Genomic DNA, 17,930 nt, shown 5'->3' with positions numbered 1-17,930 from the left:
CGCTAGCTCGAACATAGCCAGACATGCGAACTCTGAGTAGGTCTTGTGGGGATCTTGCGTTACAGTACAATTCGGTAACGAAGCGATAAACCAATAGCAATGCGGTGAGTCTCGCTCGCCGCATACCGAGAGTTTGTCGGGGACTCGATCGCGAAGGATCAACTGTGGCTTCAGCGAAACATCTCAAACCATCGAGCAACGCGGTCGCCGTGTCGTTCGGTTCGGCGACGACTGCGGCGCTGGTGCTGTTCGGCGCTGCTCCGGCGGCCGGCGGCAGTCCGCTGCCGACCACGAATGTCGGCATGGGGATAGGTAGCGGCAGCGCGAGCGGTAGCGCCGAGCTGTTGGCAAGCGGCAGCGCCGGCCTGATCGGCTCGGGCAGCGCCGGAGCGGGCAGCTCGGCGTTGGGCACGGGCAGCGCCCTGGGCACCGGAAGCAGCGACCTGTTGACCGGCAGTGCCGGTTCGGGTAGCGCGGATGTGGCCGGTAGCTCGGTACTGGATCCCGGCATACACACCATGGGTACGGGTAGTTCACAGGCCCTCGGCTCCGGTAGTTCCTCGCTGGGCTCCGGCAGCAGCGCGATGGGTGGTAGCGGCAGTGCCGATTACGGCGCCCTTGCGGTGGCCGACGTACTGAACAGCGGTAGCTCGACAGCGTTGGGCGCGGTGGGCACCGGCAGCACCCAGATGTCGAACCAGACTCCGGCGATCATGTCCGGAAGTTCGGCGCCGGACTCGGCTGCCACCGGCAGCGCGTACCTGGGCACCGGGAGCGCCGCTCTCGGTCTGAACGCAGTTATCGACGTCATCGCGGCCGTAGGAATCCCGCTGGGCAGCTTCGGCAGCTCGGCGCTGTCGACCGGCAGTGGTGGTTCGGGAAGCGGCGATTGGGCCAGCTCGGGGCTGGCGAGCGGTAGCTCGTATCTGGGAATCGCGACGCGCGATCGGAATCTCGGACTTTCCAACCAGCTCTCCGGCAGTGCGGGTCTGATGGGTCACTCCGGAAGTGCCAACGGCGACATGATCCGCGCGCTGCTGGATACCGGCAGTAACTCGGCTGGTGGTGGCACCGGTAGCGCCGTCGCTCCGGCGTCGCGTGGGCTGATCACCAACGCCGGTGACGAGTTCAAGGGTGGCGGCGGTTACAACGGCGGCGGTGGTGGTGGTTACCACGGTGGTGGCGACGGCGGCTACCACGGCGGTGGTGGTGGTGGTTACCACGGTGGTGGCGACGGCGGCTACCACGGCGGTGGTGGTGGTGGTGGCGGCGGTATGGGCGGCGGAGGTAACGGTGGCGGCGGGGGCGGTATGGGCGGCGGAGGTAACGGGGGCGGTATGGGTGGCGGAGGAAATGGTGGCGGCGGGGGCGGTATGGGCGGCGGAGGTAACGGGGGCGGTATGGGTGGCGGAGGAAATGGTGGCGGCGGGGGCGGTATGGGCGGCGGGGGTAACGGTGGCGGCGGGGGCGGTATGGGCGGCGGGGGTAACGGTGGTGGCGGGGGCGGTATGGGCGGCGGGGGTAACGGTGGTGGCGGGGGCGGTATGGGCGGCGGGGGTAACGGTGGCGGCGGGGGCGGTATGGGTGGCGGCGGGGGTAACGGTGGTGGCGGGGGCGGTATGGGTGGCGGAGGTAACGGTGGCGGCGGGGGCGGTATGGGCGGTGGCGGAGGCAACGGCGGTGGCGGTATGGGTGGCGGAGGCGGTATGGGCGGTACCGGCTCGGCTACCGGCAGCGCAGATCTGATTGCGGGGTTGCTCGGCACCGGAAGTTCGAGTGGCTCGGCATCGGGCAGCGCCGATCTTCTCGGTGGTCTGTTCGGGACGGGTAGTGCGGGAGCAGGCAGCTCCGGAACCGGTAGTGCCGCGCTGGGTACGGGGAGCGCGGCCCTGCTCGGGACCGGTAGTGCAGCTCTGCTGGGGAGCGGTAGTGCTGCCACCGGAAGCGCTGCCACCGGAAGCGCCGGGCTGCTCGGATCGGGCAGTGCCGCGCTGGGTGGCCTGGGCACCGGCAGCGGGGGATCCGGGAGCGCCGCGCTCGGTACCGGGAGCGCTGGCCTGTTGGGGAGTGGTAGCGCTTCCGGCAGTGCGGATCTGCTGGGTACCGGGAGCGCCGGGCTGCTCGGCTCGGGCAGTGCCGCGCTGGGTGGCCTGGGCACCGGCAGCGGAGGATCCGGGAGCGCCGCGCTCGGTACCGGCAGCGCCGGCCTGTTGGGGAGTGGTAGCGCTTCCGGCAGTGCGGATCTGCTGGGCAGCGGCAGTGCCGCTACCGGCAGTGGATTGTCCGGTTCCGCCGGTGGCAACTTTGTGGATCTACTGACCGGCTCCGCCGGCGGCGGTATGTCACATGGCACCGGCAGCGCGAGCGGAGTGGGCGGCCTCGGCCTGCTCGCTTTGCTCGCCGGCACGGGCAGTGCCGGCCTGCACAGCGGGAGTGCGGCCGGTCTTCCGTTGCTCAGCGTCGCTGCGCATTCCCCGGTGGGGACTGCCGGTACTTCCGACGCGTCGATCGAGGCCGGTCCGGGTGCTCCCGCGCAGCTCGCTCCGGTGCAATCGCTGCTGGTCGGTGCCGGCCATACCACCACCTGGCAGGCGGATGGCTGGACGAACGCCGACAGTGGAACGTCCGGCGTCTTCGCCGACGTCCTGCCGACCGCGGCCGGTGCGGCCACGACCGATGGGTCGATCTCCGATGACATGGTCGTCGGGTCTATCGCCGGACTGGCCTTGGCCGCGCTCTGCTCTGCCGCCGCGCTCGCGCGGCTGCGCCGGTGGGGCTACGTGAACTGACCCCGGGGGAGTCGCTACGAACGCCACCCGCCATTCGGCCGGGTGGCGTTCGTGGTTTCGCCTCGAGCGGATGGATCCAACTTAGAATCGTTGTTGTGACCGGATGGAACGCAGCCGATATACCTGAACAGTACGGTCGGACATTCGTCGTGACCGGCGCCAACAGCGGTCTCGGCGAAGTCGCGACCGCAGCGCTGGCGGCCGCCGGTGGCACCGTCGTGATGGCGTGCCGCGACGAGAAGAAGGCGACCGAGGTCGCGCAGCGAATCGGCGATCGGGTTCTGGTCCGTCATCTCGATCTCGCCGACCTCGGGTCGGTGCGCGAGTTCGCCGCGTCGATGGGGCCGATCGACGTGCTGATCAACAATGCCGGCGTGATGGCGGTGCCGTTCCGACAGACCGCGGACGGTTTCGAGATGCAGATCGGGACGAACCATCTCGGGCATTTCGCCCTGACCGGCTTGCTCATCGATCGGATCTCCGACCGCGTCGTGACACTGTCCAGCGATGCACACAACTGGGGGTCCGTCGACCTCGACGACCTCAATTGGGAACGACGTTCCTACAATCGGTGGCGCGCCTACGGGGCGTCCAAGGTCGCGAACCTGCTGTTCACCTACGAGCTCCAACGTAAGCTCACCGCCGCCGGCTCGTCGGTAATCTCCGTTGCGGCACATCCTGGTTACGCCGCCACCGGACTGCAGTCGAACACCGAGTCGATCCTCGATCGGGTGATGTGGTTGGGCAACAAGCTGATCGCGCAGAGCGCTGAGATGGGTGCGTTACCGGAGCTGTATGCCGCCACGGCGGTCGGCGTCACGGGTGGGTCGTACTACGGACCGGACGGCATTCGGCAGATGCGCGGCTATCCCAAACGAGTCGGCTCGAACGCCGAGTCGCGCGATCAAGAATTGGCCGCCGCGCTCTGGGCCCGCTCCGAAGAGCTCACCGGGGTTCGATACCCGGTGTAGCCGACTGATATCCTCGCCTCGTGCAGCGCGCGTATTTCTGGTTTGCCGAGCCGGCCCTGGGTGGGCCGGTCCGCGACTGCGTGCGCTGACCGTTCACCCGAGCCGGCTCCGACCGGCTCGACGGCGATGAACGTTCCGGGTCGGTCCTGATCTTCCCGAGGAATATCCAGTGACCAGTACGACCACGATCTCCACTGCCCGATCCGATCTGGACGATCGACGAACCCTACGGATCAGTCCACTCCGGGCGCCGGCCGACGTTCGCCACGCGCATCCGGTCGACGACGTCGCCGCTGCGACGGTGCGCACCGGTCGGCAGGCGACCGTCGACGTGCTCGCCGGCGTGGACGACCGGCTGCTGGTGATCGTCGGTCCCTGCTCGGTACACGATCCCGAAGCAGCCCTGGACTACGCCGATCGGCTCGCCTCGACCGCGTTGGATCTGGCTGATCGCCTGCATATCGTCATGCGGGTCTACTTCGAGAAACCGCGGACCACGCTCGGCTGGAAAGGCTTGATCAACGATCCGCATTTGGACGGTAGCTTCGACGTCAACCACGGACTGGGTGTGGGCCGGGGTCTACTCGTTGCGATCTCCGGCCTGGGGCTACCGGTGGCCTGCGAGTTCCTCGATCCGATCACCCCGCAGTACCTCGCCGACCTGGTCTCCTACGGCGCGATCGGCGCTCGGACTGCAGCCAGCCAGGTACACCGGCAGCTGTCCAGCGCCTTGTCCATGCCGGTCGGAATCAAGAACGGCACCGACGGTGACGTCCAGGTCGCCGTCGACGGGGTACGTGCCGCCGCCGCCCAGCACGTGTTCCCGGGCGTCGGCCTGGACGGCCGGACGGCGTTGATCCAGACCGCCGGTAACCCGGATTGCCATGTGATCCTCCGCGGCGGAAGTGCCGGCCCGAATTACGACGCCGCCGGCGTCGCCGACACCCGGGCTCGGCTGGCTCGGGCCGGGCTGCCGGAACGCGTGGTGATCGACGCGAGTCATGGCAACAGCAGTAAGGACCACCGACGCCAGGCGGACGTGGTCGCCGACCTCGCCGGCCGGATAGCTGCCGGCGACTGCAGCGTGGTCGGTCTGATGTTGGAGAGCTTCTTGGTGGCCGGCCGGCAGGATCTCACCCTCGGCCGGACCGACCAGCTGACCTACGGTCAGTCGATCACCGACGCCTGTATCGACTGGGACACCACCGTGATCCTGCTGAACCGGCTCGCCGATGCGGTCAGCGCACGCCGCGCGGACGGAATTGGACGCTGATCCGCGGTCCGATCGGCTGGGCCGTCTTGGGCACGCAATGCTCCCAGGTTCGTTGGCAGGACCCCCCCATGACCAAGAGATCGCCGTGACCCTGCGGGTAGCGCAGCGATGCCGCCCCGCCGCCGCGGGGACGCAGCAGCAGCGGTCGAGCCGCGCCCAGCGACACGATGGCCACCATGGTGTCGGTGTCAGCGCCGCGCCCGGCGGTGTCACCGTGCCAGGCCACACTGTCCGAACCGTCGCGATAGCAGCACAGACCGGCGGTGGTGAACCGTTCCCCGAGCTCGGGCGCGTAATGCCGGCTCAATGCGTCACGCAACTCGGTAAGCAACGGGTGGGGTAGAGCGATACCGTCCGGGTAGTAGCAGACCAATCTGGGCACGTCGACCACCCGGTCGTACATCGGCCGACGCTCGCGCCGCCACGGCACGGAACGGAGGAGCTCGTCGAACAACCCGGCCGATCCGCGCAGCCAGCTGGGGCAGGTATCCAGCCATGCCCCGGCCCCGAGCTCGGTCCGGGTCAGCGCGCCGCCCAGCGGCTCGATCGTGGGCACGTCGGCGATGTCGAACAACGACGCCTGATGTCGTGCGAACATATGTTCGATACTACTCGGCGTTGTGGCGACGGGCATTCGGGTGGCAGTCAGGGCACCGTCGGTGGCGGGCCGGTCGGCAGCCGGGCCAACCGATGCATGCCCTCGGCCAGGGTTTCGTCCCGTTTGCAGAAGGTGAACCGGACCAGCGAGTTCCACGCTGCACGATCGTCGGCGAACACGCTGACCGGCACCGCGGCGACGCCGATCCGACCCGGTAAGGCCCGACAGAAGGCGAGTGCATCCCGCTCGCCGAGGCCGGCGATCCCGGCGCAGACGAAGTAGCTGCCGGAGCTGCGGTGGACCGCCAGTCCGGCGTCGGCCAAGGCCGCAGCCAGCCGGAGTCGTTTCGCCGACAAGACCGCGCGCTGTGCGGTTACCCAGGCTTGCTCGTGTTCCAGGGCATATGCCACGGCAGGCTGGAACGGTGCGCCGCCGACGAAGGTGAGGAACTGCTTGGCGGCGAGTGCCGCGTCGATCAGCTCGGCCGGGCCGCACGCCCAGCCGATCTTCCAGCCGGTGACGCTGAACGTCTTCGCGGCACTGGAGATCACCACGGTGCGGTCCTGCATCCCGGGCAGTGTCGACAGCGACACGTGCTCGTGTCCGTCGTAGGTGAGGTGCTCGTAGACCTCGTCGGTGACAACCAGCAGATCGTGCTCGCAGGCCAGCTCGGCGATCGCGGTCGACTCGGCCCGGGACAGCACCGTGCCCGTCGGGTTGTGCGGTGAGTTCACCACGATCATCCGGGTGGTCGGGCTGATCGCGGCACGCACCGAATCCAGATCGAGGGCGAACCCGTCGCCGTCCGGCACCAATCGGGCGGTCCGGCGGTGCGCCCCGGCCAAGGCGACGGCGGCGGCGTACGAGTCGTAGTACGGCTCGATCAGGACTACCTCGGCACCCGGCTCGATCAGGCCGAGCATGGCGGCCGCGATCGCCTCGGTGGCGCCGACCGTGACCAGGACCTCCCGGTCCGGGTCGTACTCGGTGCCGTAACGGCGAGCCCGGTCGGCGGCGATCGCGGCGCGGAGCCCGGGCATGCCGCGGCCCGGCGGATACTGGTTCAGCCCATCCGCGATGGCGGCGCGGGCTGTCTCCAGCATCGCCGCCGGGCCGTCCGAGTCGGGGAAGCCCTGGCCGAGGTTCACCGCCGCATGCCGCACGGCCAGATCGGTCATCTCGGCGAAGATCGTGGTGGCGAACGGCCGGAGCCGGGTCACGGTGGAGTCGGTCACGAATGTCCAGGTTAGGCAACCGCGTACCCGTGCCGGGTCGGTAAGCCCCCGTGGGCGGTAATACCATGATGCGATGCGGGAGGCATCGTTGGGGGACGGGGCCGTATGGCTCTCCTTGCCGGTGGAATCGGACATCGATGCGATCACGGCGTATTGCCGCCACTCCACGATCGCGGAGTGGACCACCGTGCCGGTCCCGTACGTGCGGACCGACGCACAGAAGTTCGTCGTCGACGTGGTTCCTGCCGGGTGGTCGGCGCGGACTCCCACCTGGGCGATTCGGCGGCGCGAGAACGCGCCGCTGATCGGTATGGTGAGTTTGCACGAGATCGACACGGGCGCTGCCGAGATCGGCTTCTGGCTCGCCCCGAAGCAGCGCGGCCAAGGACTGATGAGCACCGCTGTCCGGCTGGTCTGCGCGTATGCCTTCGCGCCCGAGGGGATGGGTCTGGTGCGGGTCGAGTGGCGCGGGTTCGTCGGCAACCTCGCATCCGCCGCGGTCGTCCGCCGGCTCGGGTTCCGTTACGAGGGCATGCTGCGACGGGCCGGTCCGCAGCGTGGGCGGATGCGGGACATCTGGATCGCCGGCCGGCTCGACACCGATCCACCGTGGCCCGCAGCGGACTGGCCGGCCGAGACCGTCGGTGGCTGAGTCGATCCGACTCGACGCGGTGCGCGACGAGCTGTACGGCGGGTTGCCGAGCGACTTCGTCCGGGTGCGAACCGAGCGGGCCCGGCAGGCTCGTGCGGCCGGGGACAAGTCGTTGGCCACGGCAATCGGCCGGTTGCGTCGGCCCACCCAGGTCGCGTGGGCGGTCAACCTGCTTGCGCGAGAGCGGCCCGACGATGTCGCCGCGCTGTTGGATCTGGGTGCGGCACTGCGTGATGCGCAGCGGCAGCTGTCGGCGACACAGTTGCGCGGTCTGTCGACGCAGCGCCAGCAGGTGGTCCGCGCGATGGCCGCGCAGGCCGGTCGACTCGCCGCGGAACGCGGTGCGCCGCTCGGGCCCGGGGCGATTCGCGATGTCGGTCAGACCCTGCATGCGGCGTTGGCCGATCCGGCCGTGGGGGACCAGGTCCGGGCCGCAGTGTTGGCCACCGGCGCGACGTACGACGGGTTCGGGCCGAGTGGACTGGTCGTGGTTGCCGATCCGGTCGGGGATGCCGGTGAGCCGACGCCGGAGCCGCCACGCGAACCGGATCGATCCGCCGCAGCTCAGGCCGAACTCGCGGCGGCCGATGCGGCGCTGGCCACCGCTCGGACCGAATCGGCCGAGGTCGCCGGGCGGGCCGCCGAACTCGGCCGCCGACTGACCGAGATCGACGCAGCGATCGCCGACCTGCGTGAGCAGCTCGACCGGGCCGAGCAGGAACGCCAGTTCGTCCGCAGCGCCGAACGCTCCGCGAGCGAGACACGTCGCACCGCGGAGCGCGCAGTCGAGCAGGCCGAGCGCCGAGCGCGCTCGGCCCGCGACGCACTCGACGACCTCCGCTGAGGGAGGATGCGCGGCTCAGGCGAGCAGTTCGTCCGCGTCGACGATCCGGTAGGCGTACCCCTGCTCGGCCAGGAACCGCTGCCGGTGGGCGGCATACTCGGCGTCGAGTGTGTCCCGGGTGACCACCGAGTAGAAGTGCGCCTGTCCACCGTCGTGTTTCGGCCGAAGCAGCCGGCCCAGTCGCTGCGCCTCCTCCTGCCGGGAGCCGAAGGTGCCCGACACCTGGACCGCCACCGATGCCTCGGGCAGATCGATGGAGAAGTTCGCCACTTTGCTGACCACCAGCACCGGAATCTCGCCGATCCGGAACGCATCGAACAGCGCCTCGCGCTCCTTGGTCTTGGTCGAGCCCTGGATCACCGGCGCGTCCAGTGCCGCGCCGAGTTCGTCGAGTTGATCCAGGTAGGCGCCGATCACCAGGGTGGGTGCGCCCGGGTGCCGGGCCAGAATCGACTGCACCACCGCGATCTTGGTGCGCACCGTGGAACACAGCTTGTAGCGCTCTTCCGGCTCGGCGGTCGCGTACGCCATCCGCTCGGCTTCGGTCGGGGTGACCCGGACCTCGATGCACTCGGCCGGGGCGATCCAACCCTGCGCCTCGATGTCCTTCCACGGTGCGTCGTAGCGTTTCGGTCCGATCAGCGAGAAGACGTCGCCTTCTCGGCCGTCCTCGCGGACCAGGGTCGCGGTCAGTCCGAGCCGGCGCCGCGACTGCAGATCGGCGGTCATCCGGAACACCGGTGCCGGGAGCAGATGTACCTCGTCGTAGATCACCAGACCCCAGTCGCGGGAATCGAACAGCTCCAGATGCCGGTACTCGCCCTTGGTCCGCCGGGTGATCACCTGATAGGTGGCGATGGTGACCGGCCGGATCTCCTTGCGCTCGCCGGAGTACTCACCGATCTCGTCGTCGGTCAGCGAGGTGCGGGCGATCAGCTCGCGCCGCCACTGCCGTCCGGCGACGGTGTTGGTGACCAGGATCAACGTCGTGGCCTGCGCCTTTGCCATCGCGGCTGCGCCGACCATCGTCTTGCCCGCGCCGCAGGGCAGCACGATCACCCCCGACCCGCCGGCCCAGAACGAGTCGGCGGCCATCTCCTGATAGTCGCGCAGCTGCCAGGGCTGGGTGGCGAAGTCCAGGCCGATCGGGTGCGCCTCGCCGTCCACATAGCCGGCCAGGTCTTCGGCCGGCCAGCCGATCTTGAGCAGCATCTGCTTGAGTCGGCCGCGTTCGCTGGGATGCACGACCACGGTGTCGTCGTCGATTCGGGCGCCGAGCATCGGGCTGATCTTCTTGTGCCGCAGCACCTCCTCCAGCACCGCGCGGTCCAAGCTGATCAGGGTGAGCCCGTGCGCCGGGTTCTTCGCCAGCTGCAGCCGGCCGTACCGGGCGATCGTGTCCACGATGTCGACCAGCAAGGGTTGGGGGACCGGGAACCGGGAATAGCGGACCAGCGCGTCCACCACCTGCTCGGCGTCGTGTCCGGCGGCGCGGGCGTTCCACAGTGCCAGTGGGGTGATCCGGTAGGTGTGCACGTGCTCGGGTGCGCGCTCCAGCTCCGCGAACGGTGCGATCGCGGCCCGGGCGGCCGGCGCGCCCGGATGGTCGATTTCGAGCAGCAGCGTCTTGTCGGACTGCACGATCAACGGACCGGATTGCGGATCGGGGTTCACAAGCAGTCCATGCTAGCGACGGGTGCCGACAGTCACGCCACGCGCAGCCGCCGTACCCACTCGGCGAAGCCGGGACAATGCGAGAGCGCGGTATCCAACCCCACCTGCTCCAGGATCGCTACGCCGTCCCGGGTCTTCATGTACGTCGAGTCGGCTGCGATCAACCGCTTCGACGGGGCGGTCGTCGGACCGTCGTCGACCAGTTCGGCATCACCGCTGTATTCGGCGAGCATGCGCTTGCAAGCGTTCGCAAGTCCGACATTCGCGAGTACCTGATCGACGCTTCCCGCGGCGGCGACCACGAGTGTTTCGAATTCGTGCAACGCGAGGAACGGCAGGAATCGGCGGTCGCGTGGGAGGGCAGCGGCCATCGCGGCTGCCCGGGATCGGACGCAACCACGAGGTGGATGTTGCGGGCCGCCACCGCAGTCACATCGTGGCGCGTCCGTGGGATAGCCGTAGTAGTCGATCAAGGTGGTGATCAGCGTCCAGTGCCGCTCGGCCAGCAAGTTTCGCAGGATTCGGTCGTAGTGCTTCCATCGGCCACCGCCGCGGTGTGCTCGACCGCTCGCCGCGTGCTGCGTATGGACCACGATCGGCTGGATCGAAGTCGTGTCCCAGCCGAGATACGGCTGGAGAACCCGGCTGACGAACGCCTCCTCGGTCTGACCTTCGACGACGATTGCGATCCGGCGCATCACGAAGTGGGGCGAGTCGCATCGCTGGCTCGGGGGCGACCACCGAGCAGGTTCATCTCCCACAGCTCACCGAGTGAGTAGTCCTGGAGCCAGGTTGCGAGCTGCTCACGATCTGGTCTGGCCACCGTCGTCGACCCGGCGACGCGTTCGACGACGGCGACATCGTCGATCGAGAATTGCCCCAGCAGAGTGACCGATTGGGTTGCCGCGACGATTCGCCGACCGCGGGCCGCTGCCCGCATCAGCTCGGCGAGCTGGTGAATTGCTGCGGGATGCAGACCGAGCTCGGGCTCATCCAGCACGATCGTGGTCGGCGGGTTCGGCTGCTGCAACAGCGTGGCCAGGCAGATGAAGCGCAGCGTTCCGGAACTCAGCGCCGACCCGCCGAAGACGTCGTCGATCCCGCGTTCGCGCCAGCGCAACAGAACTATGTCGCCGACCGGCTTCAGTACGAAATCGTCGAAGAACGGCGCGACGCCGCGCACGGACCGGACGACTCGGTCGTAGTTCGACCGGGAGTGTTCGGCCATGTTCAGCAGCACCGCCGCCAGGTTTCGCGCGTCGTCGTGCAGCGTGTCGTAGTCGGCGGTGTCGACGCTGCGCAGGGGCGGCGCGTCGATGCTGGTGTCGTCGAAATGGAAGACCCGGCAGCCGGCGAGAATCCGCGCCAGATAGTCGCTGGTAGGGGTCGCGTCGGTGGCTGACTGCAAAGCCGACTCCCGGTGACGTCCGAGATGAACGTCGTGGGACTTCGGATAGCTGTCGGAGTCAGGGGGGACATCGCGGTACTCCTGCACCCGCTCGTCGAGTATGGCGGAGTCGCCGGCGGCCGCCCGAAGCGTCATCGTGTAGCCATTGCTGAACGGTCCCTGCAACGGATCGTCGGTCCATTCGCTCCACACCATGACGACGATCTCCTCGGCTGTGCCACCGTTCCACCCCCGGTGCAGCATTCGGCCGAATCCCTGCCTCGCAACGTAACTCTGCAGCTTGCCGTCGACCGTATAGCCGAGAAGTTCCAGCGCATCGACGATGTTGCTCTTGCCGGAACCGTTCGCACCGACCAATAAGGTGACTTCGCTCGACAACGGCAGCCTGAGCCGGTCGATGGACCGGAAGCCGGCGATCGTCACCGACGCGAGTGGCTGCGCCATGTGCTCATGCTAATCAGCCGGACGCAGCTTGCCGGTCGGACCGACGGCGTCGTGACGTACATTCGGGCGTGGCGAATTCAGCTCAGCTGCCTGGTTCCGGGCTCCGCATGTTGGCTCGGCTCGTGACCGGATACCAGGTCCGCGACGATCGGCAGACCCCGCACGCGGTGTTGCACACCGGTCCACACCGGGTGTTGCGCCGCTACGGACCACCTGCATCGGCCGCCGACCGCCCGCCGGTTCTGCTGGTCCCACCGCTGGCGGTGTCGGCCCGGTGCTACGACCTGGGGCCGGAGCAGTCCGTGGTGGCGGAACTGGCGGCGATGGGCCGACTGCCCTACGTCGTCGACTTCGGCGACGTGTCCCGCGCCGACGCTCACCTGGGGTTTGCCGACTACTTCGACGACATCGTGCCGGAGGCGATCGCCCGCACCCTGGCCGATTCCGGTGCGGACCGGTTGGACCTGGTCGGCTGGAGCCTCGGCGGGACGATCTCGCTGCTCACCGCGGCGGCCCACCCGGACCTGCCGATTCGTTCGATCACCGCGGTCGGAACGCCGCTCGACTACGACGCGATCCCGCCGTACCCGGCGGTGAAGCGGGCGTTGCCGCCGGGTGGGACGGCGGTCGTCACCGAAACGCTGCGGGCGCTGGGCGGAATCCCAGCGCCGCTGGTGCGGCTGGGTTACCGCGCGACCGCGTGGGAGCGCGAGCTGCGCAAGCCGGCCTACATCGTCGCGCACGCCGACGATGCCGATGCGCTGGCGCGGATGCAGGTGATCGATCGATTCCAGAGCACGATGCCCGGCTACCCGGGTCGAGCGGCGGTCCAGATGTGGCAGAACTTCGTCTATCGCAACGAGCTGGCCGGCGGGGTGGTCGACTTCGGCGATCGCCGGGTCGATCTGACCGCGCTCGTCCAACCGGTCCAGTTGTTCGGCAGCCATCGGGACGCGATCGCCAGTTGGCGCGCCGCTCATCACGGCGTCGAGGTGCTGACCGGTGCCGCGCAGGTGCACTTCGAGACGGTCGAGGCCAGCCACCTCGGCCTGATCGTCGGCGCGGCGGCGACCGCCGAGACCTGGCCGCGAGTAGCGGAATTCCTCGCCGCGCTGGACGCCGCCGACGGTGATTCGGACAACAGGTGAAAAGTCCCGCTGCCCGAATGTTCGGGATGTTCGCCGTGATCGCCGTGCTGCACGTGGTCGGCTGGGGCACGCTGCTGGCGCTCGTCGTGCCACAGCACTTCAGTGTCGGCGGTCAGATCCTGGGCGTGGGGATCGGCGTCACCGCTTACACCCTCGGTCTGCGGCATGCTTTCGACGCCGATCACATCGCCGCGATCGACAACACCACCCGCAAGTTGATGACCGATGGCCAACGTCCGGTCGCCGTGGGTTTCTTCTTCTCGCTCGGTCACTCGACGGTCGTTTTCGCGATGGCGGTCGCGCTGTGGGCCGGGGTGTCCGCGCTGGCCGGACAGGTCAGCGACGATTCATCCCGACTGCACCAGTACACCGGCTTGATCGGCACCACGGTCTCCGGGGTGTTCCTCTACCTGATCGCGGCGCTCAACCTGGCGATTCTGATCGGGATCGTGCAGGTGTTCCGCCGGATGCGGCGGGGCGAGTACGACGAGGCCATGCTGGAGAACCAGCTGGACAACCGCGGGCTGCTCAACCGATTTCTCGGCCGGTTCACCCGCTCGATCACCCGGTCCTGGCAGATGTACCCGCTCGGCATCCTGTTCGGACTCGGTTTCGACACCGCCACCGAGATCGCGTTGTTGGTCCTGGCCGGCACCAGCTCGGCGGCCGGGTTGCCGTGGTACGCGATCGGCTGCCTGCCGGTGCTGTTCGCCGCCGGGATGAGCCTGCTCGACACGATCGACGGCGCGTTCATGAATACCGCCTACGGCTGGGCCTTCGACCGGCCGGTCCGCAAGGTGTACTACAACATCACCATCACCGGGCTGTCGGTGGTGGTCGCTTTGGTGGTGGGCACGATCGAACTGCTCGGTCTGGCCGCGGAACGGTTCGGGTGGACCGGCGGCTTCTGGGATCTGATCGGCGCGATCGACCTGGGCATCGTCGGCTACGCGATCGTCGGCCTGTTCGTGCTGACCTGGGCGGTAGCGGTGCTGGTCTGGCGGTTCGGCCGGATCGAGCAGCGGTGGACCGCGCATCTGCAATGACCGCGCTCGCCCCGGCCCCTACCGGCCCGGGCTTATTCCACCAGCGATACCGACAGGATCCGGTGCAAGGTGAAGTGCCGGACCGCCTCGGTCGCCGGGTCGAATGCATCCAGCTGGCCCCCACCGACCCGTACCGGCTCGACGATCCGCTGGGTGGCCGCACCGTGGGCATCCACATAGGCGATGCGCACCGCCTGCTTCGTCCGGACCGCCAGTTGCAGCAGCGCCACCGCAGCGGCGCCGACCGCGCGGCTGCCGTCCGGCCGGACGTCGGTGCCGTGCCGGGTCTTCGCTGCGCGGTCGCCGGCGCGCAGCTCGCGCACGATTCCGGCGATCTGCGCCGGCGACGGCTCCGTCGGCAAGCGCAGCTGCGGCCGTTGCCGGCGGGTGGCGACCCGGGCGCCCGTGGGCCGCAAGTCGATGATCGTGCCGGACGAGTCTTCCCCGGCCGGGGCGAAGCCGGCTTCGCGGAGCTGGGTCAGCACCTCGGCCAGCGGGGCCTGGGCGACCGCAACGGTCGGGGCGAGCGCGCGCAGGGCGAGTGCCTCGGCGACCGGCGCGTTGAGCACCTCGGCCAGCACGGCCGGGTCGTCGCAGCGCAGGAACGCACCGGCTATCCCCGCCCGGAGCCGACCGTGTCGCCGGGCGACGTCGTCGATCAGGTAGGTGAGCGCTTGCGGCACCGGGGTACGTGAGTGGGTGCCGAACAGCGCGTGCAACTCCGTTGCGCTCGCTCCGCCGTCCAATGCCCGGCGGACCGAGGCCTCGCCGATCCGGTACACGGTCGCGGCTCCGGCCGACTCGACGTCGGCGACCGCGGCGATCCGGTCGGCGAGTTCGGGCACCAGCGGTCCGGGGGCGACGATGGTGAGATCGGCTTGGACCAGCACATAGTCCACCGGCTGCGGTAGGGCGGAGGCCATCGCCGCTTCGGCATCGGTGCCGGTGAGCAGTGCTCGGCCGGGCGTGCTCAGCGCACCGCGACCGAGTACGCCCAGCGCGCTCGCCTCGGCCAGCGTCGCAGCGACCATCGCCGGGGTGAACCGATGTCGCCGGCGCGGCCGGCGCCAGGCGATGATCCGGGCCAGCGTCTCGGCCGACACCTCGGCGCCGGGATCGAACTCGGCGAGCAACTTGAGGACCGTTCGCCGGTCACGTGGTGCGGCCGCGGTCCGTATCTCGTCGGACAACGCGGCGATCGGCTTGTCGTTGACGTCGCGCATACCGACCAGCCATGGCCGCCGGGGCAGCTCCAGCCATGCCTGGGCGAGCGTGCCCCAGCGGGCTGCGGCGGGTGCCGCCAGCCAGACGTCGGCCGCCGCGGTCGGCGCCCAGTAGTCGTCGGGACCGGTTCCGCCGGGATTGCGCTCCGGACCTGGTTCCGGTTGTCCGCAGCCGATCAGGTTTGCTCCGGCGAGCAACTCGACCAGCAGACTCATCCGGTCCTCGGGAAGCCCGGCAACTTTGCCGATCCGGCGCAGCTCGCGCACGCCGAGACCACCCGCCCGCAGGGTCGGTGCCGGGGCGCGCCCCAATGCGGCCACGGTCTCGACGCAATGTCGCAGGAGTTCCAGCACCTCACCGGCAGCAACCCCGTCCACATCGGCGATCCGGTGTCGTTCCGGCGTCGCCACCGGCGCGATCAGGGAGTCCGGGTCGGTCACCGGTTCGTTCCGCAAAACCTGGCCGACCTGTTGGGGCAATGCCACCGTCTGCTCGTCGAGCCAGGTCAACAGACTTCGGGCCAGCAGCTGTTGGACCGGCCGATCGGCGGGGGTACCCGGAGCTGCATCGCGGGTGCGGCCGATCGGGGACGAGGTCGCGAGCCGGTCCAACAATGTCCGGGCCGGTTCGTCCAGCTCGGCCAGGGCGGCCCGGATCTCCGCTTCGTCCGGCCCGGTGGCCGGTTCGAACGACGCGCCGACCGGCCAGGGCAGGGCATCCGGCGCTGCCGCGACCACCTCGACGGTGTCGTCACCCCAGGCCAATGCCCGGTCGATCAGTTGATCCAGCGCCTCGTCGACGGCGGCCGGCGTGGCCCGGCGATCGAGTAGCTCGTGCACCTGCGCCCGGGACACCGGACGGTGCACCGCGTCCAGCAGCGCCAGCGCCTCGAGCACGGTAAGGGCGACCGTGTCCAGGTCGTCCGCGCTGCGGACAACCGACGGCCGCTGCCCGGCACGCGCCGCGAGAACGTCCATCGTGCCCGGGACCGGCACCCCGAGGTCGGGCCGCAGCTGCAGCAGGGCGGCCAGTTGGTCGTCCGAGCGTGCCGAAAGCCAGTCGGCCAGTCGGCCGGTGTCCTGAGCTGCGGCGGTCATCCGATTCAGAATAGTCACCGCGCCCGACAATGCCGGTCGGCGTCGAGCGCCGAGGCCGTGTCAAATCGGATCGGTCGTGTCAAAATGTGCCCGTGGTCAACAAATCGAAGCAGCCCTACGTCGATCCCGGCTGGCCGGCTGTCGGCGACGACGAGCATCCGGTCACCGAGCTCACCGCGACCCGGTCCGGTGGACTGTCCCCGTACGGCGAGGACACCGAGTTTCCGGTTCAGGCGGACCGGCTGCCGTACATCCATCCGCACACCGTGATCAATCGCTGATCTCGCCGATCCGTAAACCGAACAGCGGCCCCGCACCGGAATCCGGTGCGGGGCCGCTGGTGTTCGTCGGTGGCCGGGCTCAGTGCCCGGTGCCCAGCGCCTGGCCGATCAGGTCGGTGATCGCCGGGGCCAGCGTGGGATTCTGCTGCTTGAAGTCGGTGTATACGTCCAGCGCAGGCTGCGGAATGGCGGTGCCACCCTGCTGCATCGCCTCGATCCGGGTGTCGACCGCTTGGTAGGCGTTGGCCGACGCGTTGTCGGTGCCGGTATCGACGCCCAGGTCGGTCTCGGCCTCGACGCTCGGTGCGGCAACCGCAAGGTTCTGACTCGGCGCCGGCTGCTGCCATTGCGGGGCCTCGATGTCGATCTTCGGCGGAGTCGGTGTCGCGACCTCGAAGGACCGGCTGGTCGGGCCGCTGTTCAGGCCGAGCTGGGACGAGCAGGATGGCCAGGCGCCCCAGCCTTGGCCCTGCAGCACCTTCTCGGCGACGACGATCTGCTGCTCGCGAGTGGCTTGGTTGGCTGACGGGGCGAACTGGCCGCCGCCGTAGCCGCTCCAGGTGCTCGGCGAGAACTGGAGACCACCTTGGAAGCCGTTCCCGGTGTTGATCGCCCAGTTCCCACCGGACTCACACTGCGCCAGCTGATCCCAGTCCGAATCGGGCGCCGCATTTGCGGTACCCGCGTAGGCAACGCCCGCGGTGCCGATGATCGCACCGGTGACGGCGACCTTCGCGACGGTGCGGCCGGTGTTGCTCGGCTTGCGATGACGTCCGCTCATAAGTTGAGGTATTCCTCTCCGTACGCACCTGCGAGGTCAGCTGTCGGGTTCGGGCAGAGAGGTCGCCCGGCCGTCGCTCCGAAGAACGTCGGCTTCACCCCGAGAAAGGATCTGGCGATCCTTTCGGGCCCCAATCGGTGGGACCGGTGGGTCCCCCGCCCTCGTCCCTGAGGTGTGGTCGTTCCGGGTCCGCGGGACGAGGCTCGGCGCGGCGATCCGGACGACGGCCGTCAACCGACCGTGTTTAAGACGATACGTGGCGGGGAACAGAAAATCACTATTCGGTAAACATCGCGTCGGGTGTTGCCGACCTGCTGCGCAATTCCATAGATTGTTATCGATTCCCAGGTCGAGGCCGCTATCGGTGCATCGCTGGGGTGGTGTCCGGCGCGTCGACGCCGAATCGGTGTGAGGTATGTCACGTCGAGTGTGGACGAATGGGGTCGGGTGTCGGTCTCGACCCTG

The 17,930-nt window shown here is 69.0% G+C and carries 15 protein-coding genes and 1 riboswitch; of the genes, 8 read left to right on the top strand and 7 right to left on the bottom strand.

The window, feature by feature from the left end:
* Positions 1–164 precede the first annotated feature (164 nt).
* The 3 genes from KV203_RS16405 to KV203_RS16395 all read left to right on the top strand — a co-directional run bounded on the left by KV203_RS16405 (position 165) and on the right by KV203_RS16395 (position 5,033).
* Positions 165–2,789 carry a beta strand repeat-containing protein gene (locus KV203_RS16405; RefSeq protein ID WP_218820995.1) on the top strand — a complete coding sequence of 875 codons (2,625 nt, stop codon included), beginning with the start codon at positions 165–167 and terminating at the stop codon, positions 2,787–2,789.
* 95 nt (positions 2,790–2,884) lie between these two features.
* A complete protein-coding gene (locus KV203_RS16400) occupies positions 2,885–3,760 on the top strand; it encodes an oxidoreductase (protein ID WP_066472643.1) in 876 nt (291 codons plus the stop codon).
* 169 nt (positions 3,761–3,929) lie between these two features.
* Positions 3,930–5,033: a 3-deoxy-7-phosphoheptulonate synthase gene (locus KV203_RS16395; protein ID WP_066472638.1), complete on the top strand. Its 1,104-nt coding sequence runs from the start codon at positions 3,930–3,932 to the stop codon at positions 5,031–5,033.
* On the opposite strand, the gene KV203_RS16390 is transcribed toward KV203_RS16395, so the two are convergent.
* Both KV203_RS16390 and KV203_RS16385 read right to left on the bottom strand, forming a co-directional pair.
* Positions 4,999–5,631: an alpha-ketoglutarate-dependent dioxygenase AlkB gene (locus KV203_RS16390; RefSeq protein WP_066472636.1), complete on the bottom strand. Its 633-nt coding sequence runs from the start codon at positions 5,629–5,631 to the stop codon at positions 4,999–5,001. The genes KV203_RS16395 and KV203_RS16390 overlap by 35 nt on opposite strands.
* A 47-nt stretch (positions 5,632–5,678) precedes the next feature.
* Complete coding sequence (locus KV203_RS16385) at positions 5,679–6,809, bottom strand: pyridoxal phosphate-dependent aminotransferase (RefSeq protein ID WP_246600972.1); 1,131 nt, start codon at positions 6,807–6,809, stop codon at positions 5,679–5,681.
* A 130-nt stretch (positions 6,810–6,939) separates the two neighbouring features.
* On the opposite strand from KV203_RS16385, the gene KV203_RS16380 reads away from it, so the two are divergent.
* Complete coding sequence (locus KV203_RS16380) at positions 6,940–7,518, top strand: GNAT family N-acetyltransferase (RefSeq protein WP_066472632.1); 579 nt, start codon at positions 6,940–6,942, stop codon at positions 7,516–7,518.
* The gene (locus KV203_RS16375; protein ID WP_306303593.1) at positions 7,511–8,362 is read left to right on the top strand and encodes a hypothetical protein; all 852 of its coding nucleotides are present in this window, start codon (positions 7,511–7,513) and stop codon (positions 8,360–8,362) included. The genes KV203_RS16380 and KV203_RS16375 overlap by 8 nt, the downstream gene beginning before the upstream one ends.
* Before the next feature lie 15 nt (positions 8,363–8,377).
* Here KV203_RS16375 and KV203_RS16370 read toward each other — a convergent pair whose 3' ends face one another.
* Genes KV203_RS16370 through KV203_RS16360 form a run of 3 tightly spaced genes read right to left on the bottom strand, consistent with a single transcriptional unit; the run spans position 8,378 to position 11,888 of the window.
* The gene (locus KV203_RS16370) at positions 8,378–10,036 is read right to left on the bottom strand and encodes a DNA repair helicase XPB (RefSeq protein WP_066472631.1); all 1,659 of its coding nucleotides are present in this window, start codon (positions 10,034–10,036) and stop codon (positions 8,378–8,380) included.
* 32 nt (positions 10,037–10,068) lie between these two features.
* Positions 10,069–10,734, bottom strand: coding sequence for a DUF4276 family protein (locus tag KV203_RS16365; protein ID WP_066472628.1), 666 nt, complete (start codon positions 10,732–10,734; stop codon positions 10,069–10,071).
* On the bottom strand, positions 10,734–11,888 hold the full coding sequence (locus KV203_RS16360; RefSeq protein WP_066472619.1) for an AAA family ATPase: 1,155 nt from the start codon (positions 11,886–11,888) through the stop codon (positions 10,734–10,736). The genes KV203_RS16365 and KV203_RS16360 overlap by 1 nt, the downstream gene beginning before the upstream one ends.
* Before the next feature lie 107 nt (positions 11,889–11,995).
* Between KV203_RS16360 and KV203_RS16355 the strand changes: the two genes are divergently transcribed.
* On the top strand, positions 11,996–13,036 hold the full coding sequence (locus KV203_RS16355; RefSeq protein WP_066472617.1) for an alpha/beta fold hydrolase: 1,041 nt from the start codon (positions 11,996–11,998) through the stop codon (positions 13,034–13,036).
* Complete coding sequence (gene nicT, locus KV203_RS16350; RefSeq protein ID WP_066472613.1) at positions 13,033–14,082, top strand: Nickel transporter NicT; 1,050 nt, start codon at positions 13,033–13,035, stop codon at positions 14,080–14,082. Before KV203_RS16355 ends, nicT begins: the two co-directional genes overlap by 4 nt.
* Positions 14,083–14,114: 32 nt before the next feature.
* Here nicT and KV203_RS16345 read toward each other — a convergent pair whose 3' ends face one another.
* Positions 14,115–16,403, bottom strand: coding sequence for a helicase-associated domain-containing protein (locus KV203_RS16345; protein WP_066472728.1), 2,289 nt, complete (start codon positions 16,401–16,403; stop codon positions 14,115–14,117).
* 92 nt (positions 16,404–16,495) lie between these two features.
* Here KV203_RS16345 and KV203_RS16340 point away from each other — a divergent pair, with 92 nt between their 5' ends.
* A complete protein-coding gene (locus tag KV203_RS16340) occupies positions 16,496–16,684 on the top strand; it encodes a hypothetical protein (protein ID WP_066472719.1) in 189 nt (62 codons plus the stop codon).
* A 79-nt stretch (positions 16,685–16,763) separates the two neighbouring features.
* On the opposite strand, the gene KV203_RS16335 is transcribed toward KV203_RS16340, so the two are convergent.
* On the bottom strand, positions 16,764–17,465 hold the full coding sequence (locus tag KV203_RS16335; protein ID WP_083530197.1) for a transglycosylase family protein: 702 nt from the start codon (positions 17,463–17,465) through the stop codon (positions 16,764–16,766).
* 9 nt (positions 17,466–17,474) lie between these two features.
* A riboswitch (cyclic di-AMP (ydaO/yuaA leader) is annotated at positions 17,475–17,655 on the bottom strand.
* Positions 17,656–17,930 lie beyond the last annotated feature (275 nt).

Source organism: Skermania piniformis (assembly GCF_019285775.1).
GTDB classification, from domain to species: domain Bacteria; phylum Actinomycetota; class Actinomycetes; order Mycobacteriales; family Mycobacteriaceae; genus Skermania; species Skermania pinensis.
Note: the sequence above shows the minus strand (reverse complement) of the source record. Positions and strands in the feature narration are given on the sequence as shown.